Source organism: Rhodovulum iodosum, from assembly GCF_041020385.1.
GTDB classification, from domain to species: domain Bacteria; phylum Pseudomonadota; class Alphaproteobacteria; order Rhodobacterales; family Rhodobacteraceae; genus Rhodovulum; species Rhodovulum iodosum.
The window spans coordinates 864,672-887,544 of the sequence record NZ_JBEHHI010000001.1; the positions used below are offsets into that span (position 1 = coordinate 864,672).

Sequence of the window (22,873 nt, forward strand, 5' to 3'; positions counted from 1 at the left end):
GAAGATGAAAAAGCAGACCGCCATGAACCGCGACTGGATCGCCACCGCCCGGACGCTCTCTGAGGCGCTTCCCTACCTGCAGCGCTACACCGGCGCAATCGTGGTGATCAAGTTCGGCGGCCACGCGATGGGCGACGATGCCGAAATGGAGAGCTTTGCCCGCGACGTGGTGCTGATGCGCCAGGTCGGGGTGAACCCGGTGATCGTGCATGGCGGCGGGCCGATGATCAACGAGATGCTGGCCAAGCTGGGCGTCGAATCGGCCTTCGTGAACGGCAAGCGCGTGACCGATGCCGCCACCGTCGAGGTGGTCGAGATGGTGCTGTCGGGCCGCGTGAACAAGCGCATCGTGCAGGCGATCAACAGCCAGGGCGGCAAGGCTGTCGGGCTGTCGGGCAAGGATGCCGGGATGATGGTCTGCAACCAGACCGACCCGGCGCTGGGGTTCGTCGGCACGCCGGCCGAGATGAACCCCGCCGTGCTGCACCAGCTTTTCGAGGCGGGGATGATCCCGGTCGTGGCGCCGCTGGGCTCGGGGCGCGCGGGCGAGACATTCAACGTCAACGGCGATACCGCCGCCGGGGCGGTGGCCGCCGCGCTCAAGGCAGACCGGCTGCTCTTGCTGACCGATGTCGCCGGGGTCAAGGACGCCTCGGGCGAGGTGGTGACCGAGCTGACGCCGGAACACATCGCCGAACTGACCGAGGCCGGCGTGATCGCCGGCGGCATGATCCCCAAGACCGAAACCGCGCTGGCGGCGATCGCGGGCGGGGTGCGCGCGGTGGTCATCCTCGACGGGCGGGCGCCCAATGCCTGCCTGCTGGAGCTTTTCACCGATCACGGTGCCGGGTCGCTGATCCGCCGGAAATAGCGGCGCGCATATGGGCCGGCGCCGCGGCGCCGGCCACGCGAAACGGTGATTAGGACCTGGCCGCGCCATGCGCTATGATGACCCCATGGATTACCCCCCCTATACCCGCGCCGAGCGCCGATCCGATGCGGTGGTGCATGTCGCCGGCCTTGCCACCGTCGCCGTCGGCGTGCCTGGGCTGATCGTGCTGGCCGTGGTGATGCGCGGCGACAGCGCGGCGATTTTCGGCACATCGGTCTACGGCGCGGCGCTGCTGGCCATGATCCTGTGCTCGGCGCTTTATCACATGGTGCCGCACGCCGGCTGGAAAGGCATCCTGCGCCGGCTCGACCACTCCGCGATCTATTGGAAAATCGCGGGCACCTACACGCCTTTCACGCTGTTGTCGGGCGGGCACGGCGCCGCGCTGGTGGCCGGGCTTTGGGCCGCGGCGGCGGCGGGGACGGGGATGCGGGTGCTGGCACCGGGCCGGTTCCGCTGGGCCTCGCTTGCGCTTTACCCCGCCATGGGCTGGGCTGGCGCCGTCGCGGGCTGGAGCCTTTTCGCCACGCTCTCGGGCGCGGTGATGGCGCTGGTGGTCGTCGGGGGCGTGATCTACACCGCCGGCATGGTCTTCTTCCTTTGGGAGAAGCTGCCCTTTCACAACACGATCTGGCACGTGTTCGTTCTGGTCGCCAGCGTGATCTTCTTCGCCGCGGTCTCGCTGCATGTGATCGACACGGCCGCGCTGGCCTGACCGCGGCGATCTTTATCCTACACTTACGCATCTTGCCCGTTACTATGGACGGGGGGACAGCAAGTTGCGCATTTTCATCGGCTTTCTTTCGATTCTGCTCGCGGCGGTGGCGCTGTGGTTTCTCAGCCGCGATCTGGTGCCGCCCAAAAGCGTGCGTTTCGCCGCCGGGGCCGCGGGCGGCGGCTATTACGCCATCGCCGAGCGCTATCGCGCCCGTCTTGCACGCGACGACATCGACATGGAAATCGTCGAAACGTCCGGCTCGGTCGAGAACGCCGCCCTTCTGGGCGAACGCCGCGTGGATGTGGCGCTCTTGCAGGGGGGGATTGCGGCACCGGAGGGCACCGAGACGTTGGGCGCGATGTTCTACGAGCCGCTTTTCGTCTTTGCCCGACGGGACGCCGAAGTGCCCGCCAACCCCGGCCGCTGGGCGGAGCTGACCATCGCGGCGGGCGCGCCGGGGTCGGGCACCACCGCGGCCTTCGATGCGCTGGAACGCGCCGCCGGCCACGCGCCCGGCGCCAACCGCCGCCTGCCGCTGAGCGGGGCCGAGGCCGCCGACGCGCTGCTTCGGGGCGAGGCCGACCTGGCGGTGTTCGTGGCCCCGCTGAGCGCGCCGTACCTTGCCCCGCTCTTTGCCGAAGAAGGGGTGGGCCTGCTGCAGCTTGAGCATATCACGGCACTTTCGCGCCGGATGCCGCAGGCCGAAGCCATCACCCTGCCCGCCGCGGGCGTGTCATTTGCGCCGGTCGTGCCGCCCGAAGATCTGCGGATGCTCGGCATGGTCGCCAACCTGGTGGCCGACGAGAGGCTGCACCCGTCGCTGGCCGATCGGCTGGCAATGGCAGCGCGCGACATCCACGGCGCCGCCGACGCGATCACCCGGACGCGCCAGTTCCCCTCGGCCGAGGCGGGCGCGCTGCCGGTTGACGCCTACGCCGCCACGCTGATCCGGCAGGGCCCCAGCCCGCTGCAGGACGTGCTGCCCTATTGGGTGGTTGCCCAGGTCAACCGTTTCGCCATCCTGCTGCTGCCGATCCTGTTCATCCTGTTGCCGCTCGTCCGGGCATTGCCCGGGGTCTACTCGTGGCGGATGCGGCGCCGGGTTTTCCGCTATTACCCGATGATCCGGGCCATCGACATGGCCGCGCGCAAGGCCACGGAGGCCGAAACCCTAACCGAGCTGGAACGCCGCCTGGAAGCAATCGACGAGGACGTGGCCGAGATGACGCTGCCGCCGCCCTACCGCGACCGGGCCTATACCGCGCGGCTGCATATCGACCTCGTGCGGCAGCGCATCGACAGCAAATTGCAGCGCTTCTGAAAAAACGTCACGGGACAATCGGGCGCAATTGAATTTCTTGATGATTCGGGCATACTGAACGGCATTGTGGAACCAGGGGCAGAGAGCGGGCAAACCGCCGCACGCCCCGCACGGATCGAGGCAGAGATCATGAAAAAACTCGCGTATGCGGCGGCGTTGTCCGTTCTGGCTGTGTCCGCCGCCCAAGCCGGCCCCATCGAGCGGGCCTGCCTGCAATCGGATCGCTCCAACGGATCGCGCAGCCTTTGCGGCTGCATTCAGGATGCCGCCAATCTGACGCTGACCGGCGCCGACCAGCGGTTCGCCGCAAAATTCTTCCGCGACCCGCATCAGGCGCAGGTCGTGCGCCAGTCCGACAACACCAGCCACGAGGCATTCTGGCAGCGCTACAAACGTTTCGGCACCACCGCAGAGGCGTTCTGCGGCTGACAGGTGATGAGCGGCGGGGAAGATCAGCTTTACACACCCTTGAATGTGCCCAAGCCGCTCGGCGCGAATATCTGGGTCGTGGACGGGCCGTCGGTTTCATTCTACGGAATGCCCTTCCCGACCCGGATGACGGTGCTGCGGGTGTCCGGCGGGCTGTGGGTGCATTCGCCGATCGCCCCCGAGGAGGGTTTGCTGGCGGCGCTGGACAAGCTGGGGCCCGTGCGGTGGCTGATCGCGCCGAACCCGCTTCATTACCTGCATATCGGCGCATGGGCCAAGCGATTCCCCGATGCTGTGGTCTGGGCGGCGCCCGGCGTCGCCGCGCGCTCGGCGCATCACGGGCTCGATTTTCCGGTGCACAGGGTGCTGAGCGACAGGCCGCATTCAGACTGGACCGGGCTGATCCGCCAGAAGCTGATCCCCGGCCACGACCTGTTGCAAGAGGTCGTCTTTTTTCACGACGCGACCAAAAGCCTGATCCTGACCGACCTGATCGAGAATTTCGAGCCCGGCAAGCTGGGCCGCTTCATGAAGCTCGCCACCTGGATCGGCGGCGTTCAGGCGCCCCATGGCGGCACACCGCGCGACGCCAAGCTGACCTGGCGCGACAAGCCCGCCGCGGCGGCGGCGATTGGCGAGGTAATCGGCTGGGGCCCCGAGCGCGTGATCATGGCCCATGGCAAGATCATCGAGGAAGACGCGGTCGGCGAGCTTGAGCGCGCCTTCGCCTGGCTGTCCTAGCCACGCGCCTCAAGATGGGCGACCAGCCCGCGCGCGGCATCTTCGATCAGCTCGAACACCAGGTCGAACCCGCCTTCGTAATAAGGGTCGGGCACCTCGTCGCGCAGGCTGTCGGCATAATCCAGGAAGAGATGTACCGGCGTCTCGTCGCCCGCCGGCCGCATCCGTTCCAGCGCGGCCAGGTTCGACCGGTCCATGGCGAGGATCAGATCGAAGCGGCCGAAATCGGCGGGGCGCACCTGCGCGGCGCGCAGCGCGCCGATGTCATAGCCGCGCCGCGCCGCCTCGGCCTGCGCGCGGGCGTCGGGCGGCTCGCCCAGATGCCAGCCGCCGGTGCCGGCGCTCTCGATCTCGACATTGAGCCCGGCCTCGCGCGCAAGGCGCGTGAACACCCCTTCGGCGGTGGGCGAGCGGCAGATATTTCCAAGGCAGACAAAGAGGATGCGATGGGTCACGCGTGGCCGTCTCCCGTTGTTTCGAACCGGGCCCAGAAAACCGCAAAGCGCAGCGCACGGCAAGCCAGGCCCTTGGCAGGCCCCCCGGCACGGCGTTAGCCTCGGGCGCATGAGCGCACGCATCGTGATCCTGACCGGGGCCGGCATCTCGGCCGAAAGCGGGCTTGGCACCTTCCGCGACGAAGGCGGCATCTGGAGCCAGTACGACCTGGCCGAGGTCGCCACGCCCGAAGGATTTGCCGCCGACCCCGCGCTGGTGCACACGTTCTACAACGCGCGGCGCAAGAACGCCGCCGAGGCGATCCCGAACGCGGCGCATGCCGCGCTCGCCCGGCTCGAGGCGGAACGGCCCGGCGAGGTGCTGATCGTCACCCAGAATATCGACGACCTGCACGAGCGCGCCGGCAGCCGCACCGTGCTGCACATGCATGGCACGCTGCGCGCGGCGACCTGCGCCGCCTGTGGCCATGGCTGGGATGCGCCCCCTGTGATGCACGCCGAAGACGCCTGCCCCGGCTGCGGCGCGCCGGCGACCCGCCCCGACATCGTCTGGTTCGGCGAGTTTCCCTACCACATGGACGACATTTGGGAGGCCCTGCGCGGGGCCGAGGTTTTCGTGTCGATCGGGACCTCGGGCAGCGTCTATCCCGCCGCCGCCTTCGTGCAGGATGCGGCGCGCGCGGGCGCCCTAACGCTGGAGCTCAACCTCGAGCCGTCCGAGACGCGCAGCTATTTCACCGAGGCGCGCCATGGCAAGGCCAGCGAGATCGTGCCCGCCTGGGTCGACGAGATGCTGGCCGGGCGCTGGCCCTGAGGCGCGCGCCTCAGCCCGCGGTTTTCAGATCGCGGATCAGCGCGTCGAGGTCGCCCCGCCGCCGGTCGAGCATCGCGCCGATCTCGGTGCGCTCGGTCGCCAGCATGTTGACGCCTTCGATGTAGAGGTTGAAAAACAGGTTCCGGCCGCTTTTGTCCGACACCAGAAAGGTGACGTCGAAGGGCGATTCGCCCCGCAGGTAGGCGGTGGTCTTGACCTCGTAAAAGCTCTTGACCGGGCGCGCGTCGTTCACCTCCAGCTTGCCGCCGATGAACTCGCGGAAGCGCTTGCCGTATTTGCGCGAGATATAGCCGCGGAAGGCATCGGTAAAGGCGCGCATCTGCGCCGCGCTGGCCTGTCGCGCGGCCACACCCAGCGCGCTGCGGGCAATGATCTGCACATCGGCGTAACGGGTGAAAATCCGTTCGAAATCGGCAAACATCTGCGCCTCGGACCGGCGCGAGTTTATGACCGAATTGATATCGGCCACGACCTGGTCGATCAGGTCGCGCGCCTGGGACGTGGTCAGGGCAGCGAGCGGCCCGGCAAGGCTCAGGGCGGTGCCCCCGGCGGCAAGGCCGGCAAGCACGCTGCGGCGGCTGGGGTTATTGCGCATAGGGGTCCTCATAGGGGTCGGAGTAGTCGGGCCGGTCATAGTCGGGCTGGGCATCGTCGCCGCCCAGCTCGTACCGGCGGTTCTGCAGGTAGAGCGCGCGGGCCTGGGCATAGCTGTCGGCGCTGTCGTAGAGGATCGAATCGATCGTGTCAGCGTATTCGTAGCGGTCGCCCAAAAGCTTGACGTAGGACGCGCCCGTCTTGACGCCGCGCTCGCCGGCCGGAAGCGCGCGACCCAGCGGGTCGAGGGCGAAATCGACGATCTTGCCGACCACGTCGCGCTCGGTCGAGGGGCCGAGAAGCGGCAGCTCGACATAGGCGCCCTCGCGCACGCCCCAGACATGCAAGGTTCCCCCGAAATCGGCCTCCCGCTCATACAGGCGGATGCTGTCGGCCGGGTCGAGAACGCCGCCCAGCCCGATGGTGCTGTTGAACAGGAAACGGCCCGAGTTCTGCAGCGCCTCTCCCGGACGGGCCTGCAAGAGGTTGTTCACCACCATGCCGGGCAGCGCGAGGTTGTCGGCGAAATTCGACACGCCCCGGCGCACCGGCGCGGGCAAAACCGTGCCGTAGGTCTGCGATGTGGGGCGCAGAACACTCCGGTCGACGGATTTGTTGAAGCGGTGCACCTGTCGATTGCTCGCTTCGTAGGGGTCGGTGAACTCGGACGTGGGGTCGGTCGCCGCGCAGCCGGCCAGGAGGGCGAGCGCCGCAACGGCGGCCAGGCGCAACGAAGGGGTGAAATATGAACGGGCCAATGAACTGCTCTTCTCGGACATTCGGGTATCAATATAGGGCTGTCCGGGCGGGAACCCCAGAGATTGCGCCACGGTCATCTGCCGAATACAACTTTGCCCGGCGAAATGCCACCGGCGAGGCGCGACTACCGCTCATTGCCGCGCCGCGCAGCGTTTCGAGCACAGCATGGATTTTTCCGGTTTCAGCGCGGGACGCGCAAGGGTAGCGTCTGGCCCAACCCCGACCCAAGGAGCAATGCGATGAGTGGACAATTCGAGGCACGCCTGGCCGAACTGGGCGTCACCCTGCCCGATGCACCGGCGCCGGCCGCCAACTACGTGCCCTACGTGATAACGGGCAACCTTGTCTTCGTCTCGGGCCAGATCTCGATGGCCGATGGTGCCTTCATCACCGGCAAGCTGGGCGTGGACATGGATGTCGAGGCCGGCGCCGCGGCGGCGCGGACCTGCGCCATTGGCCTGCTGTCGCAGGTCAAGGCGGCCTGCGGCGGCGATCTCGATCGGTTGGTGCGCGTGGTCAAGCTGACGGGCTTCGTCAATTCCACCGCCGATTTCGGCGATCAGCCCAAGGTGGTCAACGGCGCCTCCGATTTCCTGGTCGAGGCGCTGGGAGAGGCCGGACGACATTCGCGCTCGGCGGTCAGCGCCGCGTCGCTGCCCTTCGGTGTGGCGGTCGAGATCGAGGGGATCTTCGAGATCGCATGACCGCGCTGCCGCCGGCCTTCCTTGCCGCGCCCATCGCCCACCGCGCGCTGCACGACCGCGCGGCGGGGCGGCCCGAGAACTCGCTCGCCGCTGTCCGCGCGGCGGTGGCGGCGGGCTATGGCATCGAGATCGACATCCAGCCCTCGGCCGACGGCGTGCCGATGGTGTTTCACGACGCCGACCTGGCGCGGCTGACGGGCGCAGCGGGCGCAGTCTCGGCCCGCCCCGCGGCCGAGCTTTCCGAGCTGCCGCTTTTGGGCGGCGACGAGGGCATCCCGACGCTGGAGGCGGTGTTGGAAACGGTCGCGGGCCGGGTGCCCATTCTGATCGAGATAAAGGACCAGGACGGCGCGTTGGGCCGCGACGTGGGCGCGCTGGAACGCGCCGTGGCGAAGGTGCTGGGGGACTATGATGGCGATGTCGCGCTGATGTCGTTCAACCCCCACTCCGTCATCGCCTTGGCCGAGGCCGCGCCGGACCGGCCCCGCGGCCTGACCACCTGCGCCTTCGAGGCCGAGAACTGGCCCGGCCTGCCTGCCGCCACCCGCGAAACCCTGCGCGGTATTCCCGATTACGACCGGGCGGGGGCCTGTTTCATCAGCCACCGCTGGTCCGACCTCGCCCGCCCCCGCGTGGCCGAGTTGAAAGCGCAGGGCGCGGCTGTGCTGTGCTGGACAGTGCATGACGAAGCCGAAGAGGCACAGGCCCGCGAGGTGGCGCAGAACATCACCTTCGAGGGCTACGCGCCGTCAGCGCCTTGACCGAGCCGGGGGCCACGCCATCTCAAACCCCATGGCGGACGCGGCGCGGATGAACGAGACACAGGTGGAAATCGAGGTGCTGTCCTCGCTGTCGCAGGTCGCGGCGGCAGAATGGGACGCCTGCGCCTGCCCCGAGGCCGCCGAGGGCGGACGCCCCGAAGACCCGTTTACCACCCACCGCTTTCTGAAAGCCCTAGAAGACAGCGGTTCGGTCGGGCCCGGCACCGGCTGGGAGCCGCGCTATCTGCTGGCCCGCAAGGCTGGCACCCCCATCGCCGCCGCGCCGCTTTACGCCAAGGGCCACAGCCAGGGCGAGTATATCTTCGACCACAACTGGGCCCACGCCTACGAGCGCGCGGGCGGGCGCTATTACCCCAAGCTGCAGATCGCGGTGCCCTTCACCCCCGCCACCGGGCGGCGCTTTCTGGTGCGCCCCGGCCACGAGGCGCTGGGCCAGGCGGCGCTGGTCGAGGCGGCGGTGCGGCTGGCCGCCGAGAACCGGCTCTCCTCGGTTCATGTCACCTTCTGCACCGGGGACGAGGCCGCGGCGGGCGTCGAGATGGGGCTTCTTCATCGCGTCAGCCAGCAATTTCACTGGGAAAACGCCGGCTATCCAGATTTCGACGCCTTTCTCGCCAGTCTCTCGTCGCGCAAGCGCAAGAACATCCGCAAGGAGCGCGCGACGGCCCAGGCGTTCGGCGGCACCATCCGGCAACTGACCGGCGACGCGATCGAGCCCGCCCATTGGGATGCCTTCTGGCATTTCTACCAGGACACCGGCGCGCGGAAATGGGGCACGCCCTACCTGACCCGCGCGTTTTTCGACATCGCCCACGAAACGCTGGCCGACGACATCCTGCTGGTGATGGCCGAGCAGGGCGGCAGCCCCGTTGCCGGCGCACTGAACATGATCGGGCGCAGGCGGCTTTACGGCCGTTACTGGGGCTGCACAGAGGATTACCCCTGCCTGCATTTCGAATGCTGCTACTATCAGGCCATCGACTACGCGATTGACCACGGACTGGAAACGGTCGAGGCCGGCGCGCAAGGCAGCCACAAGCTCGCCCGCGGCTACCTGCCGGTGCCGACCCATTCGCTGCACTGGGTCGCCGACGACGGCTTCCGCGAGGCCATCGCGCAATACCTCAGGGCCGAACGTGCGGCGGTGGACGAGGAAATCGAGGTGCTGACCGCCTACGGCCCGTTCCGCAAGACCGACATGGAGGATCACACATGACCGACAAGCTGACCAAGGCCGAGCGCGAAACCGACCTCGCGCCACTTCTGCAAAATGGTTGGAGCCTGGCCGACGGCCGCGACGCCATCGCCAAGACCTTCGTTTTCAAGGATTTCGTCGAGGCCTTCGGCTTCATGACACGCGCGGCGCTGCACGCGGAAAAGCTGAACCACCATCCCGAGTGGTCGAACGTCTACAAGACGGTCGAGGTCGTGCTGACAACCCATGACGCGGACGGGCTGTCAGCGAAGGACGTGGACCTGGCCAAGCGCATGGACGCGCTGGCCTAGATCGCCGCCAGCAACTCTTCGCCCGTGGACAGGTTGCATTCGCCGGGCGCGTCGACCTGCGCCACGGTCACCACCCCGTCCTCGACGAGCGCGGCATAGCGGTTCGACCGGCCGATCAGGCCGATCGCCGGGGCACTGAACTCCATGCCCAGCGCATGGGTCAGCTTGCCCTCGGAATCGCCCAGAAAGCTGATCCCCGCGGCCTTTCCCCCGGTCGCTTCGGCCCAGGCGTTCAGCGCGAAGGGGTCGTTGACCGCGATGCACACGATCTCGTCCACGCCCTTGCCGCGAAACGCGTCTGCGGTGCGGATAAAGCTAGGCAGGTGGGCCGACGTGCAGCCCCGCGTGAACGCCCCCGGCAGGCCGAAGACGACCACCTTGCGGCCCTTGAGCACCTCGGCCAGTTGCACTGTCTCGGGGCCCTCGACCCCCACCCGGGTCATTGTCACATCCGGCAGACGGTCGCCTTTGGAAATCGTCATGGCTCTCCCTGTTCGCGTTGCCATTTCACCTCAGGCGCATGTAGGTTTCACCACCGGACAGACCAGAGCAAAGGGGCCTCGCATGTCGCATATCGTGATCGTCGGTGCCGGGCAGGCCGGTGCCGCGATGGCCGCGAAACTCAGGGCGCTGGGGTTCGGCGGCACCGTGACACTGATCGGCGAAGAGTCGGTGCCGCCCTACCAGCGCCCGCCGCTGTCCAAGAAATACCTCCTGGGCGAGCTGGCCGAGGAACGGCTCTACCTCCGCCCCGAAAGCTTTTACGCCGAGAACGGGATCGAGCTGCGCCTGTCGGACACCGCCATCGCCATCGACCGCGCCGACCGGCGGATCATCGCCGGGGGCGAAGCAATCGGCTATGACCATCTCGCGCTGACCACCGGTGCCGTGCCGCGCCGCCTGTCGGGCGCCCTGGGGGGCGAGTTGGCGGGGGTACACGTGGTCCGCACGCTGGCCGATGTCGATGCCATGGCGCCGGCCTTTCGGCCCGGCGCAAGGGCGCTGATCGTCGGCGGCGGCTATATCGGGCTCGAGGCCGCGGCGGTGGCCGCCAGCCGGGGCCTGTCGGTCACGTTGACCGAGGCCACGCCGCGCATCCTCGGCCGCGTCGCCGCGCCCGAGACCGCCGCCTATTTCCGCGATCTGCACCGTGCACGGGGGGTCGACCTGCGCGAGGGCACCGGGCTGACCCGGCTATTGGGCGACACCCGGGTGAGAGGGGCCGAACTGGGCGACGGGACCGAACTGGAGCTCGATCTCGTCATCGTCGGCATCGGCGTGACGCCGGCGACCGAACTGGCCGAAACCGCCGGGCTGCGCGTCGAGAACGGTATCGCGGTGGATGCCATGGGCCGCACGTCAGACCCGCTGATCTGGGCGGCGGGCGATTGCACCAGCCTGCCCTATCGCGGCGCGCGCATCCGGCTGGAGAGCGTGCAAAACGCCATCGACCAGGCCGAGGCCGTTGCCGCCAACATGCTGGGCGCCGAGACGCCCTATCTGCCCCAGCCGTGGTTCTGGTCCGACCAGTACGATGTCAAGCTGCAGATCGCGGGGCTGAACACGGGCTATGACCGGGTGGTCCTACGCCCCGGCGCGCGCGCGGGCAGCGTCAGCCACTGGTATTTCGCCGGCGCCACCCTGCTGGCCGTCGACGCGATGAACGACCCGCGCGCCTACATGATCGCCAAGCGCCTGATCGAGGCCGGCCGCTCGCCCGACGCCGCGCGCATCGCCGACCCGGCAACCGACCTCAAGGGGCTGATCGCGGCGTGAGGATCATCGCGGGCAGTCACCGGGGCCTGACCCTCGCCGCGCTGGGCAAGGGCGATGCCGGCGCGCATCTGCGCCCGACCACCGACAGGGTGCGCGAAAGCCTGTTCAACCTGCTCTTGGGCGGGCGCTACGGCGACCCGGTCACCGGTGCGCGCGTGCTCGACCTCTTCGCCGGCACCGGGGCGCTGGGGCTCGAGGCGCTGTCGCGCGGCGCGGCGCATGTCACCTTCGTCGATACCGGGGCCAAGGCGCGCGCGATGATCGGCGAAAACGTCGCCCGCTGCCGCGCCGAGGGCGCGACAACGATCGTCCGGCGCGACGCAACGCGGCTCGCCGCGGCGCCCGGCGCGCCCTTCGACCTGGTCTTCCTCGATCCGCCCTACGGCAAGGGGCTGGGGGAAAAGGCGCTGGCCGCGGCGATCGCGGGGGGCTGGATCGCGCCGGACGCCCTGGTGGTGTGGGAGGAAAGCGCCGGGATCGTGCCGCCCGAGGGTCTCTGCCTCGTCGACAGCCGCCGCTATAGCGACACGACCATCGCGCTGCTGCGCGCCTGCTGAGCCGCGCGGCTTGTGCCCGCGCGTACGCACCCCATCTTTGTGGAACCGATGACAGACCCCGCCGCCGATACCGCCCTGATCGAGGCCGCCCGCGCCTATTTCGCCACGCGACGCGCGCGCGTGGACGAATTCTCGCGGCGCCGGTTCGGGCTGCGCGGCTCGCTGACGCTGCACCGACACGCATTGGGCTGGGACATCGTCAAGGCGCCGCTCAACGTCGGGCTGTCTCCAGTCCTGATCGCCGCGCGCCTCGGCGCCTGGGGCGCCGGGCGCCTGGGCGCGCGCCGGCTGGCCTTCTGGCTCGCCACCCGGCGCATCCTGTTGCCCACCGCTGTCGGCCTGGCGACCGAGCGCGCCATCGTGGTGGACCTCTTGGAACTTCCCTGGGCGGGCCCCGGCGGGACCAGCCGGCGCGACGCCCTGGCCGAGGCGATGCTGGCCGAGCCCCGGCTTGCCGCCCTCGTCGGCCGCCACGCCGGGGCCCCCGGCCAGGCGGCACGCGCGCTCAACGATTATGCCGGCACCCGCTCGGCCGTGGCCGAGATGACCACGGCGCTGGGCACCATGGGCGCAGGCGCCGTGGCTTTCCAGACGCTCACCCCCGGCGTCGTCTCCTTCGCGCCCGGCCTCGCGGCCGTGCTGGCCCATCAGGCCGCCATCGCCGCCTTCCCGCTCGGCGGGCTGGCGGGGTCGCTCTGGTACGGGGCGTTCCCGACGGCCACGCCCCTCTGGCTCCTCGCGGCGCTGACGCTCGGACTGGTGGCGTTCGGCGCCCTTGTCGCGGCCTTCGCGGGCGTGATCGCCGACCCGGTCCAAACCGCGCTCGGCCTGCACCAGCGCCGGCTGCACCGGCTGATCGATGCCATGGAAGACAGCTTCACGGGCGAAGGCCGCCGCGCCTTTGCCGCGCGCGAGCATTACCTTGCGCGGCTGCTGGACCTCAGCGATGCCGGGCTCGCCGCGCTCAGGGCGTTCGGCGGATAGCGCAGCGCCGCTGGTCCGGAAGAGATGGGTATTTTCACCAAGAAGAAGCCCCTGCATCTTCTTCTTGGCCCAAATACCCAGATGCCGGACCGCGGCCAGGGGCGCGGCGCCGGGGGCTCAGACCGCCTGGAACATCGGAAAGGTCACGCCCAGCGCCCAGGCCAGGAAAAGACCCAAGCCCAGCCCGGCGCCCGCGGGCCGGGCCGTGGCGCGGCCGACCCAGCCGCCCATCATCCCGAAGAGCAGGAAAAAGACCAGCACGATCGGCAGGATGATCAGCAGGAAGAACAGCCGCTCGAAATCCAGCGCGACGGCGAGGCCGAGCGAGACGAGGAAGGCGCCGCGCGCGGTCAGGCTGCGCCACAGGGGCGCGCGGCCACCCTCGACCATCAGCGCATCGGACAGCATGAAGGGGATCGTGCCCGCGGCCATCGCCGCGATGATCAGGCCGCGCACCGGGATCGGGTAGAACGAGGTCACGTATCGGTCCATCGCCAGGCCGAAGATGCCGATGCCGTAAAAGGCCACCAGCGCCGCGAGCACGAGGATGCGCCACGCCTCGGCCCGGCCGGGCCAGCGCACCTCGCCCCACCAAGCCAGCAGGGCCAGCACCAATGCGCCGTAAAGCGCGAAATGCACCGCCAGGTAGTCGGCCACCAGCACTGGCAGGAATCGCGTCTCGAAAGGCGCCAGCATCAGCGGCACCGCCAGCGCGGGCAGCGCGGCCGCGACCAGGAATCGCCGGCGCGACAGCGGCACCGGGCGCGGCGCGTGGGTGCGGTCGCGCAGCCGCGCCAGCGGCCAGCCCAGCGCCACGATGCCGGCGAGCAAGAGCACGATCCAGCCGCCCATCTGGGGTACCGGCCCGTCGCTCGACCGGCCGAAGGTCGCATCGAGCCAGGCACGGGCCTCCCGCAGGGTGGTGGGCGCGTAGATCACGCCCACATGTTCCACGTGCGGGGCCAGCAGGGCGCGCCGCCCCGTGCCCTCGGCCGGGTCGCCGACGGTCTGGCCCAGCTCCGCCGCGGGGTCGGCCATCTGCAGCGCGGAGCGCGCGTCGGCGACCAGCCGCCCCTCCCACGCGCCATTCACCACCAGGAGGTTGCGCGGCTCATTCGCCGTCACCCCGTCATCGGACGCCGCGATGCCGACGGTTGCGGCGATGCGGTCGTCCTCGGGCGCCTGGCGGACCGCGATGTAGCTGCCCATGGAATGCCCGAGGACCGCCAGCCGCCCGTCGGCCCAGGGCTGGGCGAGCGCCGCGTCGGTGACGCGCCGGGTTTCGGCCATCAGCAACAGCGCGGTGCCCTCGGGGCTGGCAAGGTCGCCCGACATCGGCACCGGGTTGCGCCCGTGCCCCTCGAAATCGAAGGCGACCGCGGCATAACCCGCGCGCGCCAGCATCAGCGAACTGGCCTGCATCAAGGGCCGCGACCCGGCAAAGCCGTGCAGCACCAGCACGACCGGCGCGGGCGGCGCGTCCTTCAGGCGGTAGACGGTGGCCGGCGTGGTGCCGGTGCCCGGCACGCGCTCTATCGTGATACCGGCGCGCTCGGCCTCGAGCTGCCAGACCGACAGCGCGATGGCGGCAAGCGCGAGGATGGCGACGGCCCAGCGCGCAGGGGTCAGACGCCAGCCGAAGCGGTGAGGGTTGGCTGTCTCGGGAGTCATGGCCTGCGGCGTCCTTCTGCTCTGCCTCTGCGCGTGTGCGTCACATCTAGCATGCGGCGCGCAGAGGTCAGGCCCGGCGCGGCCAATACCGGCGGCGTCGCGGCGTCAGGTCGCGTAGGTCGGGTGGAACAGTCCCGCCGGCGAGTGGGTGAACACCTCGCAGCCATCGGCCGTCACCCCGATCGAATGTTCGAACTGCGCCGATAGCGACTTGTCACGGGTCACCGCCGTCCAGTCGTCGGACAGGACCTTGGTCTCGGGGCGGCCCAGGTTCACCATCGGCTCGATGGTGAAGAACATGCCTTCCTCCAGCGCGGGGCCCATGCCCGAACGGCCGTAATGCAACACGTTGGGCGGCGCGTGGAACACGCGCCCCAGCCCGTGGCCGCAGAAATCGCGCACGACGCTCATGCGGTGGGCCTCGACATGGCTCTGGATGGCGTGGCCGATATCGCCGAACGTGTTGCCGGGCCGAACCGCCTCGATCCCCTTCATCAGCGCGTCGTGGGTGACCTGGATCAGCCGCTCGGCCTTGCGCGACAGCTTTCCGGCCACGTACATCCGCGAGGTGTCGCCGTACCAGCCATCGACGATCACGGTGACGTCGATATTCAGGATGTCGCCGTCCTTGAGAAGCTTTTCGCCGGGAATGCCGTGACAGACCACGTGGTTGACCGAGATGCAGCTTGCATGGCGGTAGCCCTTGTAGCCGATCGTGGCCGAGGTCGCCCCCGCCTCGTCGACCATGCGGGTGATCGCCTCGTCAAGCTCGCCCGTGCTCCGGCCGGGCACGACGAGAGGGGCCATCGCGTCGAGGATCTCGGCGGCCAGCCGGCCGGCCTGGTGCATCCCCGCGAAATCGGCCCTGTCATAGATCCGGATGCCATCCTTGGTCAGGCGGCCGCGCGTCTTGTCGTCCAACGTCTGCTCCTTGGCTTTTCCTGACGTTAGATAAAGCGCATTGCGGTTATTTGCCAGAGGGGGGCTAGGGCTGCGGCGCAAGGTCCACGGGCATGTGATCGGCCAGCGTGACCCTCTCGGGCGAGATGTCGGTGCCATAGCACAGCATCTCGACGCCGGCCTCACGCGCCGCGCGGGCGGCCGTTGCATAGGCGGGGTCGAGATCGGCGGCCAGGCGCAGGCGCGCGCAATCGCTGCGCTGGACGAGATAGAGCACCGCCGCCCGGTGCCCCGCGCCCGCCATCGCGGCCAGGTCGGCCATGTGCCGCGCGCCGCGGGCGGTGACGCTGTCGGGAAACTCGGCCCAGTCATCGGCGCGCCTGAGATGCACGTTCTTGACCTCGAGGTAGAAATCGGGCCGGCCTGCGCCGGTCAGCAGGAAATCGACGCGGCTTTTCTGCCCGTATTTCACCTCTGGCCGCACGCTGTCGTAACCTGCCGCCTCGGCGATGCGGCCGTCGGCCAGCGCCTCGGCCACCACGCGGTTGGGCAGGCCCGCGTCGATCCCGGCCCAGTGTCCACCCGGCAATTCGGCCAGCCGCCAGGCGTAGTTCAGCTTGCGCCGCGGGTCGTCGTTGGGCTCCAGCCAGATCGGCGTGCCGGGCGCCTTGAGCCCCAGCATCGCGCCGGGGTTTGGGCAATGGGCCGTGACCTCGCGCCCGTCTTCCAGCCGCGCGTCGGCGAGAAAGCGTTTGTAGCGGCGCACCAGCGTCGCCCGAACGAGAGGGGTTTGAAAGCGCATGGTGCGGTCCTATACCGGGCCGGTAGGGGCGACAAGGAGGGCACGATGGGCAACCCGGAAGCGGCCATGCTGGTGATCGGAGACGAGATCCTGTCAGGGCGGACGCGCGATTCGAACATGCACTTCCTCGCCGGCGAGTTGACCAAGCACGGCATCAGGCTGGCCGAGGTGCGCGTGGTGCCCGACATTCACGAGCGCATCGTCGAGGCGCTGCGCGCGCTCAGCGCCGGCCACGACCTGGTGTTCACCTCGGGGGGCATCGGGCCGACGCATGACGACATCACCGCCGACGCGGTCGCCGCGGCCTTTGGCGCCGCCATCGACGTGCGCGAGGACGCCCGCGCCGTCATGCAGGAGTATTACGACCGGATGGGGCGCGAGATGAACGAGGCGCGCCTCAGGATGGCGCGCATCCCCGAAGGCGCTGCGCTGATCGACAACCCGATCTCGGCCGCGCCCGGGTTCACCATCGGCAACGTGCATGTCATGGCGGGCGTGCCGTCGGTCTTTCAGGCGATGGTGGCCAGCGTGCTGCCGACGCTGACCGGCGGCGCACCGCTGTTGTCGCAAAACCTCAACCTCGGCCTTGCCGAGGGCGATATCGCCGGCCCCCTGCGCGCGCTGGCCGACGAGTTTCCGGGGCTCTCGATCGGCTCTTACCCGTATCAGCGCGACGGGGTTTACGGCACGAATGTCGTGATCCGCGGCGAGGACGGCGCCCAGATCGACGCCGCCATGGGGCGGCTTTGCGCGCTGATCCCCGAGGGACGCACGTGACCGAAACCGACTGGTTCGCCGCGATCGAGGCCACCTGGCCACCGGCCGCGCGGCAGGAGGTCGGGCCGATCACCGTGCGCGACGGACAGGGCGGCGGCAAGCGCGTATCGGCCGCAACGGTGCAAGGGCGCGTCACCGAGGCCGACCTCGCCCGCGCCGAGGACGCGATGCGCGCGCTGGGCCAGACGCCGCTTTACCAGATACGCGGCGCCCAGCGGCCGCTCGATCACGCCCTCGCCGCGCGGGGCTATGTGCGCATCGATCCGGTCGTCGTGCTGGCTGCACCGGTCGCCATGCTGGCCACCGCGCCGCCGCCCCCGGTCAGCGCCTTCACCATGTGGCCGCCGCTCAGGATCATGGAAGATATCTGGGCCGAGGGCGGCATCGGCCCGGCGCGGCTGGCGGTGATGGGCCGGGTCGTGGGCCCCAAAACCGCGCTTCTGGGCCGGCAGAACGACCGCGCCGCGGGGGTGGCCTTTGCCGCCTGTCACGGCCCGGTCGCACTGTGTCATGCCCTGGAAGTCGCGCCCGCCCACCGCCGCCAGGGGGTGGCCGGCAACCTGATGCGCGCGACCGCCCTATGGGCGGCCGACGCCGGGGCCGGCATCCTGGCGGCGTTGGTGACCGAGGAGAATGCAGCGGCCCGTGCGCTCTATGCTTCCCTCGGCATGGCAGTTGTGGAAAACTACCATTACCGCATCCTGACGGCCTGAAAGCGTGCAATACCCGTGACGACCAACCGAAAAACCCCGACCGCCCTCGACCTCGACATGGCCACGCCCCTGCCCGAGGCCACGGAGAAATACTTTGCCATCTGCGAGGAAAAGCTTGGCCTCGTGCCCAATGTGCTGAAGGCCTATGCCTTCGACATCGACAAGTTGAACGCGTTTTCGGCGATGTATAGCGACCTGATGTTGGGCGAGAGCGGGCTGTCGAAGCTGGAGCGCGAGATGATCGCGGTCGTGGTCTCGTCGATCAACCGGTGCTGGTATTGCCAGGTCGCCCACGGGGCGGCGGTACGCGAACTGTCGGGCGACCCCGCGCTGGGCGAGGCGATGGTGATGAACTACCGCGCCGCGCCGCTGGACGCCCGCCAGCGCGCCATGCTGGATTTCGCGGCCCGGCTGACCGAGGCCAGCCACCGGGTGGACGAGGCCGACCGCGCCACGCTGCGCGACGCAGGCTTTTCCGAGCGCGATATCTGGGACATCGCCGCGGTCGTGGGGTTCTTCAACATGACCAACCGCGTGGCCTCGGCCGTGGGAATGGAGCCCAACCCGGAGTATCACGGCGCAGCCCGATGAGACGCGCGGCACTGATCGCGGCGGCGGTGGTCTTTCCCACCGCGCCCTGGGCACTGGCCGTCACGCCACCGGGCGCCGAGGCCCCGGTGGCCGAAAGGCAAATCGTGGCAGGCAGTTACGCGGTGCCCGTCGGACCCTTCGCCGACGGCGAGGTGCCGATGCTGCGCGCCGAGGGCAAGGTCACGACGCGGGTGTGGCATGTGCCGGGCGAGGGGATGACCACCCTGCAAATCCTGGCGCCTCTGCGCGCGGCGTTGATCGAGGCCGGCTATGCGGTGATCTACGACTGCGCCGCCGCCGAATGCGGCGGGTTCGATTTCCGCTATTCGGTCGAGTTGCTGCCCGAACCGGTGATGCATGTGGACCTAGGCGATTTCCGCTTTCTGTCGGCGCGCAACACCGCCTCGGGCGAGCCCGACTATGTCAGCCTCATGGTCAGCCGGTCTTCGACCCGCGGCTTTGTCCAGATGACCCGGATCGGCGCCGCCGAGCCCGCACCGGCCGATAGCCGCGGCTCGACCAAGCGGCCGCTGCCCACCCTGCCCGCCGAAAGCGGCGCGCTGTCCGACCAACTGGACCAGGCCGGCCGAACGGTGCTGAAAGACGTGCGCTTTGCCACCGGTTCTTCCCAACTCGACGGCGAGGATTTCGCCTCGCTCGAAGCGCTCGCCGCCTACCTGCGCGACCATCCCGACCGCTCGGTGGTGCTGGTGGGCCATACCGATGCAGAGGGCGGGCTGGCCAGCAACGTGGCGCTGTCGCGCGAACGGGCCCGCGCTGTGATGGACCACCTGATCGGCCGGCTGGGCGTGCCCGCCGGGCAGCTGGCGGCCGAGGGCGTGGGCTTTCTTGCGCCGCTCGCCAGCAACCTGACCGAGACCGGGCGCACGCTGAACCGGCGGGTCGAGGCGATCGTCTCTTCGACGCGCTGAACGATCTCTCCGGCAGGCGATGCCCGCACGGCCCGTCCGGTCGCGCGGCAATGGTTTCGGTTCACGAGAAACGACGCCGGCAAGACCACGCTCGCTCGGGCGCGGATCGCCTGGCCGCTGGTGCATGGACGAGCGTCACCGGGCCATGCAGGCAGCGCCCATGCGCGGGCCGGCGCACGACCGACGGGGCGCTGGGCGCCCCGCTTCGGACTTGATGTGCAATGGAACACGGCCCTGCCCCGAGGGGCAGAGCGGTCTGCCTATCGCCTTACCACTCGTCGGGGCCCGCGTCGGCGAAGACATCGACGAGGAAGTCGATGAAGGCGCGCACCTTGGGCTGAGTGAACCGGCCCGGCGGGTAGACTGCGTAAATGCCCAGCTTTTCGGCCGGCAAGTCGGGGATCGCCTCTTCCACGAGGCCCTCTTTCATCGCCTCCAGAAACAGGAAGCTCGGCAGGTAGGCGATGCCAAGGCCCGAGATCGCCGCATTCAACAGCGACTGGCCGTCATTCACCGTCAACCAGCCCGCCGTGCGCACCTGGCGCTTTTCGCCCGAGGGGGCGGTCAGCTTCCAGACGTTGCCGCTGGACTGGTTGGAATAGTGCAAAAGCTTGTGCTCGTTCAGATCGTCGATCTTCTGCGGCCGGCCGAATTTCTGGAAATAGGCGGGCGAGCCGATCATCCGCTTGGTCGTCTCGGTCAGCTTGCGGGCGCGCAGGCTGCTGTCTTCCAACTCGCCCACGCGGATCGCCATGTCGAATCCTTCCGAGATCAGCTCCACATAGCGGTTGTTCAACACCATGTTCACGGTGATATCGGGATATTCGCGCAGGAAATCGCCCAGCACCGGCGAGAGATGATTGACCCCGAAATCGGTCGCCACCGATATGCGCAAAAGCCCCGACGGGGCCGATTGCATCGAGGTGACCAGCGCGTCGGCCTCTCCGGCATCGTTCAGCACGCGCCGCGCGCGATCGTAATAGGCAAGGCCGATCTCGGTCGGGCTTACCCGCCGGGTCGTCCGGTTCAACAGGCGCGCGCCGAGGCGCGCCTCAAGCGAGGACACATGCTTGGAAACGGCAGATTTCGAAATCCCCATTTTCTTGGCAGCATCGGTGAATCCCCCCTGATCCACCACGGTCGCGAACGCCTCCATTTCCGTCAGTCGGTCCATCGTACCACCTTAACTCACACCCCCGCCGCGATGGGTTGGATACTCGGTGCGAATTCAGGCGAGATTGCGGAAGACGCCCGACAATAGTTGGGTAAAAGACGGATCGTTATCGTGGTGGAAACAAGACACCAAGGTGGCAGGCCTTGGGCAAGGGCACATCAAGGCATTGCAATCAAAGGGAAAACCCAAGCCTCGTGCCCTGGTTTATAGCCCTTTTGGCATCCAGTTCGGCCGCGCGCTCGGCCCCGCCGATAACGTGGCAGGAAACACCGCGGCTCTCCAGCTTTCCGGCCAGTTCGTTCTCGGGCTCCTGCCCGGCGCAGAGGACCACGGTGTCGGCCGCGATCAGCCGCCGCGCACCGTCCTGCGAGATCTCGAGTCCCTCCGGCGTGATCCGCTCGTAGGCGACGCCCGACAGCATTTCGACGCCCTTGGCCTTCAGCGCGGCGCGGTGAATCCACCCCGTGGTCTTGCCCAGCCCCTTGCCGGGCTTGCCGGCGCGGCGCTGCATCAGCGTGACCGAGCGCAGGGGCGGGCTGGGCCGGGGTCCGCCGGGGGCAAGCCCGCCTCGGTCGCGCGCCGGGTCGCCCACACCCCATTCGGCGCGCCAGGCGGCGGGGTCTTCGGTGGGGCTGTCGCCAGTCACCAGGTACTCGGCCAGGTCAAAGCCGATGCCCCCCGCGCCCACCACCGCAACGCGGGCGCCGACCGGTGCCTTGCGCGCCAGCACGTCGACATAGCTCTGCACATGGGGCAGGTTTTGGCCGGGGATGGACGGGTCGCGGGGCCGGACGCCGGTGGCCAGCACCACCGCGTCGAACCCGGCCAGGTCGTCGGCCTCTGCCCGGTGCCCCAGCCTGAGCGCCACGCCCGCCTTGGCCAGCATCGTCTCGTACCACTGCAGCAGGCCGCGGAACTCTTCCTTGCCCGGTATATCGCAGGCCATGGTCAACTGCCCGCCGATCCGGCCGGACGCCTCGAACAGCGTCACCGCGTGGCCGCGCCCCGCTGCGGCCAGCGCCGCCGACAGGCCCGCCGGCCCCGCGCCCACCACCGCGATCCGTTTGGGCTGCGCGGCGGGGACGGGGCGCAACTCGGTCTCGTAGGCCGCGCGCGGGTTGACGAGGCAGGTCGATATCTTGCCGAGGAACGTATGGTCGATGCAGGCCTGGTTGCAGGCGATGCAGGGCGCGATTTCGTCGGCCCGGCCCGCCGCCGCCTTGGCCACGAAATCGGCATCGGCCAGGAAGGGGCGCGCCATCGACACCAGATCGCCCGCGCCCTCGGCCAACAGGCGCTCGGCCAGCTCGGGCGTGTTGATCCGGTTCGACACCACGACCGGGATCGACACCTCGCGCGCCAGCCGCGCGGTCACCCACGCAAAGCCCGCCCGCGGCACGGAGGTTGCGATGGTGGGCACCCGCGATTCGTGCCAGCCGATACCGGTATTGAGCAGATCGGCCCCCGCGTCCTGCAGCCGCCGCGCCAGCATGACCACCTCGTCGAAGGTCGAGCCCTCGGGCACGAGGTCGATCACCGAGAGGCGGAAGATCAACAGGAAATCGCGGCCCACCGCGGCGCGCACCCGCCGCACGACCTCCAGCGCAAACCGCATCCGGTTTTCACAAGAGCCGCCCCAGTCATCCTCGCGCCGGTTGGTGCGGGGGGCCAGGAACTCGTTGATGAGATAGCCTTCCGAGCCCATGATCTCGATCCCGTCATAGCCAGCCTCGCGGGCCCGCGCCGCGGCGGTGGCGATGTCGGCGATCTGCTTTTCGATACCGGCGGCGTCGAGCGCCACGGGCATGTAGGGCGAGATCGGCGCCTTGAGCGCGCTGGGGGCCACGCAGTCGGGCACCGCCGCGTAGCGCCCGGCATGAAGGATCTGCATTGCGATCAGCCCGCCCGCCTCGTGCACGGCCGCCGTGACACGGGCGTGGCCGGCCATGTCCTCGGGCGTAAATAGACCCGCCGCGCCGGGAAAGAGCGCGCCCTCGGCATTGGGCGCCATGCCGCCGGTCACGATCAGCCCGGCACGACCGCGGGCCCGCGCGGCATAAAAGGCGGCAACGCGGTCCCAGTCCCGGCGCTCTTCCAGCCCGGTATGCATCGAGCCCATGATGACGCGGTTTTTCAGCGTCACGGGCCCGACCTTTAGCGGGGCCAACAGGTGCGGGTAGTCGGTCATGTCGTCCTCCCCGCGGGCCAGAGTGCTGCGCCCGAGGGCGCCTGTCACCCCTTGACCAAACGTCAAAGCAAG

26 protein-coding genes are annotated in these 22,873 nt (G+C 69.1%); 17 read left to right on the plus strand and 9 right to left on the minus strand.

The window, feature by feature from the left end; translation table 11 throughout:
* Positions 1 to 4 precede the first annotated feature (4 nt).
* The 5 genes from argB (at position 5) to Ga0609869_RS04240 (ending at position 4,101) form a co-directional block, all read left to right on the plus strand.
* The gene (argB, locus tag Ga0609869_RS04220; protein ID WP_125403137.1) at positions 5 to 871 is read left to right on the plus strand and encodes an acetylglutamate kinase; all 867 of its coding nucleotides are present in this window, start codon (positions 5 to 7) and stop codon (positions 869 to 871) included.
* A gap of 67 nt (positions 872 to 938) precedes the next feature.
* Positions 939 to 1,607 (plus strand): PAQR family membrane homeostasis protein TrhA, encoded by a 669-nt coding sequence (gene trhA / locus Ga0609869_RS04225; RefSeq protein WP_245972077.1) that lies wholly within the window; start codon positions 939 to 941, stop codon positions 1,605 to 1,607.
* Positions 1,608 to 1,671: 64 nt separating this feature from the next.
* Positions 1,672 to 2,931: a TAXI family TRAP transporter solute-binding subunit gene (locus Ga0609869_RS04230; protein ID WP_125403135.1), complete on the plus strand. Its 1,260-nt coding sequence runs from the start codon at positions 1,672 to 1,674 to the stop codon at positions 2,929 to 2,931.
* 129 nt (positions 2,932 to 3,060) lie between these two features.
* Positions 3,061 to 3,360, plus strand: coding sequence for a hypothetical protein (locus Ga0609869_RS04235; RefSeq protein ID WP_125403134.1), 300 nt, complete (start codon positions 3,061 to 3,063; stop codon positions 3,358 to 3,360).
* 45 nt (positions 3,361 to 3,405) lie between these two features.
* Entirely contained in the window at positions 3,406 to 4,101 is a 696-nt protein-coding gene (locus Ga0609869_RS04240; protein WP_170168734.1) for a DUF4336 domain-containing protein, read from the plus strand.
* On the opposite strand, the gene Ga0609869_RS04245 is transcribed toward Ga0609869_RS04240, so the two are convergent.
* Positions 4,098 to 4,556, minus strand: a complete 459-nt coding sequence (locus Ga0609869_RS04245) for a low molecular weight protein-tyrosine-phosphatase (protein WP_211336766.1) — start codon at positions 4,554 to 4,556, stop codon at positions 4,098 to 4,100. The genes Ga0609869_RS04240 and Ga0609869_RS04245 overlap by 4 nt on opposite strands.
* Before the next feature lie 109 nt (positions 4,557 to 4,665).
* Here Ga0609869_RS04245 and Ga0609869_RS04250 point away from each other — a divergent pair, with 109 nt between their 5' ends.
* On the plus strand, positions 4,666 to 5,370 hold the full coding sequence (locus tag Ga0609869_RS04250; RefSeq protein ID WP_125403131.1) for an NAD-dependent deacylase: 705 nt from the start codon (positions 4,666 to 4,668) through the stop codon (positions 5,368 to 5,370).
* Between the two features lie 10 nt (positions 5,371 to 5,380).
* On the opposite strand, the gene Ga0609869_RS04255 is transcribed toward Ga0609869_RS04250, so the two are convergent.
* Complete coding sequence (locus tag Ga0609869_RS04255) at positions 5,381 to 5,986, minus strand: MlaC/ttg2D family ABC transporter substrate-binding protein (RefSeq protein WP_125403130.1); 606 nt, start codon at positions 5,984 to 5,986, stop codon at positions 5,381 to 5,383.
* Positions 5,976 to 6,743, minus strand: coding sequence for an MlaA family lipoprotein (locus Ga0609869_RS04260; protein ID WP_369022836.1), 768 nt, complete (start codon positions 6,741 to 6,743; stop codon positions 5,976 to 5,978). Before Ga0609869_RS04260 ends, Ga0609869_RS04255 begins: the two co-directional genes overlap by 11 nt.
* Before the next feature lie 240 nt (positions 6,744 to 6,983).
* Here Ga0609869_RS04260 and Ga0609869_RS04265 point away from each other — a divergent pair, with 240 nt between their 5' ends.
* Genes Ga0609869_RS04265 through Ga0609869_RS04280 form a run of 4 tightly spaced genes read left to right on the plus strand, consistent with a single transcriptional unit; the run spans position 6,984 to position 9,736 of the window.
* Entirely contained in the window at positions 6,984 to 7,448 is a 465-nt protein-coding gene (locus Ga0609869_RS04265) for a RidA family protein (protein ID WP_125403128.1), read from the plus strand.
* Positions 7,445 to 8,209 (plus strand): glycerophosphodiester phosphodiesterase family protein, encoded by a 765-nt coding sequence (locus Ga0609869_RS04270; RefSeq protein ID WP_125403127.1) that lies wholly within the window; start codon positions 7,445 to 7,447, stop codon positions 8,207 to 8,209. The genes Ga0609869_RS04265 and Ga0609869_RS04270 overlap by 4 nt, the downstream gene beginning before the upstream one ends.
* 49 nt (positions 8,210 to 8,258) lie before the next feature.
* Positions 8,259 to 9,446 carry a GNAT family N-acetyltransferase gene (locus Ga0609869_RS04275; protein ID WP_125403143.1) on the plus strand — a complete coding sequence of 396 codons (1,188 nt, stop codon included), beginning with the start codon at positions 8,259 to 8,261 and terminating at the stop codon, positions 9,444 to 9,446.
* Positions 9,443 to 9,736: a 4a-hydroxytetrahydrobiopterin dehydratase gene (locus Ga0609869_RS04280; RefSeq protein ID WP_125403126.1), complete on the plus strand. Its 294-nt coding sequence runs from the start codon at positions 9,443 to 9,445 to the stop codon at positions 9,734 to 9,736. Before Ga0609869_RS04275 ends, Ga0609869_RS04280 begins: the two co-directional genes overlap by 4 nt.
* Here the strand turns inward: Ga0609869_RS04280 and Ga0609869_RS04285 are convergent.
* Positions 9,733 to 10,218, minus strand: a complete 486-nt coding sequence (locus Ga0609869_RS04285) for a peroxiredoxin (RefSeq protein ID WP_125403125.1) — start codon at positions 10,216 to 10,218, stop codon at positions 9,733 to 9,735. The genes Ga0609869_RS04280 and Ga0609869_RS04285 overlap by 4 nt on opposite strands.
* 82 nt (positions 10,219 to 10,300) lie before the next feature.
* On the opposite strand from Ga0609869_RS04285, the gene Ga0609869_RS04290 reads away from it, so the two are divergent.
* The 3 genes from Ga0609869_RS04290 to Ga0609869_RS04300 are packed head-to-tail and all read left to right on the plus strand — an operon-like array spanning position 10,301 to position 13,053.
* Complete coding sequence (locus Ga0609869_RS04290; protein WP_125403124.1) at positions 10,301 to 11,512, plus strand: NAD(P)/FAD-dependent oxidoreductase; 1,212 nt, start codon at positions 10,301 to 10,303, stop codon at positions 11,510 to 11,512.
* Positions 11,509 to 12,069, plus strand: a complete 561-nt coding sequence (gene rsmD, locus Ga0609869_RS04295; RefSeq protein ID WP_125403123.1) for a 16S rRNA (guanine(966)-N(2))-methyltransferase RsmD — start codon at positions 11,509 to 11,511, stop codon at positions 12,067 to 12,069. Before Ga0609869_RS04290 ends, rsmD begins: the two co-directional genes overlap by 4 nt.
* Before the next feature lie 48 nt (positions 12,070 to 12,117).
* Positions 12,118 to 13,053, plus strand: a complete 936-nt coding sequence (locus Ga0609869_RS04300; RefSeq protein ID WP_125403122.1) for a DUF6635 family protein — start codon at positions 12,118 to 12,120, stop codon at positions 13,051 to 13,053.
* Positions 13,054 to 13,170: 117 nt separating this feature from the next.
* On the opposite strand, the gene Ga0609869_RS04305 is transcribed toward Ga0609869_RS04300, so the two are convergent.
* The 3 genes from Ga0609869_RS04305 to sfsA form a co-directional block, all read right to left on the minus strand.
* Positions 13,171 to 14,724 carry a dienelactone hydrolase family protein gene (locus Ga0609869_RS04305; protein ID WP_125403121.1) on the minus strand — a complete coding sequence of 518 codons (1,554 nt, stop codon included), beginning with the start codon at positions 14,722 to 14,724 and terminating at the stop codon, positions 13,171 to 13,173.
* Between the two features lie 105 nt (positions 14,725 to 14,829).
* Positions 14,830 to 15,645 carry a type I methionyl aminopeptidase gene (gene map, locus Ga0609869_RS04310; RefSeq protein WP_245972076.1) on the minus strand — a complete coding sequence of 272 codons (816 nt, stop codon included), beginning with the start codon at positions 15,643 to 15,645 and terminating at the stop codon, positions 14,830 to 14,832.
* Positions 15,646 to 15,709: 64 nt separating this feature from the next.
* Positions 15,710 to 16,426 (minus strand): DNA/RNA nuclease SfsA, encoded by a 717-nt coding sequence (gene sfsA, locus Ga0609869_RS04315; RefSeq protein WP_125403119.1) that lies wholly within the window; start codon positions 16,424 to 16,426, stop codon positions 15,710 to 15,712.
* A gap of 45 nt (positions 16,427 to 16,471) precedes the next feature.
* Here sfsA and Ga0609869_RS04320 point away from each other — a divergent pair, with 45 nt between their 5' ends.
* From Ga0609869_RS04320 to Ga0609869_RS04335, 4 genes are read left to right on the plus strand one after another with little or no spacing between them, the layout of a single operon-like run.
* Positions 16,472 to 17,203, plus strand: a complete 732-nt coding sequence (locus tag Ga0609869_RS04320) for a competence/damage-inducible protein A (protein WP_125403118.1) — start codon at positions 16,472 to 16,474, stop codon at positions 17,201 to 17,203.
* Positions 17,200 to 17,916, plus strand: coding sequence for a GNAT family N-acetyltransferase (locus Ga0609869_RS04325; protein ID WP_125403117.1), 717 nt, complete (start codon positions 17,200 to 17,202; stop codon positions 17,914 to 17,916). Before Ga0609869_RS04320 ends, Ga0609869_RS04325 begins: the two co-directional genes overlap by 4 nt.
* Before the next feature lie 57 nt (positions 17,917 to 17,973).
* A complete protein-coding gene (locus tag Ga0609869_RS04330) occupies positions 17,974 to 18,507 on the plus strand; it encodes a peroxidase-related enzyme (protein ID WP_125403142.1) in 534 nt (177 codons plus the stop codon).
* Complete coding sequence (locus Ga0609869_RS04335; RefSeq protein WP_125403116.1) at positions 18,504 to 19,439, plus strand: OmpA family protein; 936 nt, start codon at positions 18,504 to 18,506, stop codon at positions 19,437 to 19,439. The genes Ga0609869_RS04330 and Ga0609869_RS04335 overlap by 4 nt, the downstream gene beginning before the upstream one ends.
* 268 nt (positions 19,440 to 19,707) lie before the next feature.
* Here Ga0609869_RS04335 and Ga0609869_RS04340 read toward each other — a convergent pair whose 3' ends face one another.
* Complete coding sequence (locus Ga0609869_RS04340; RefSeq protein ID WP_125403115.1) at positions 19,708 to 20,613, minus strand: LysR family transcriptional regulator; 906 nt, start codon at positions 20,611 to 20,613, stop codon at positions 19,708 to 19,710.
* Between the two features lie 172 nt (positions 20,614 to 20,785).
* Positions 20,786 to 22,801, minus strand: coding sequence for an NADPH-dependent 2,4-dienoyl-CoA reductase (locus tag Ga0609869_RS04345; protein WP_125403114.1), 2,016 nt, complete (start codon positions 22,799 to 22,801; stop codon positions 20,786 to 20,788).
* Positions 22,802 to 22,873: the final 72 nt, after the last annotated feature.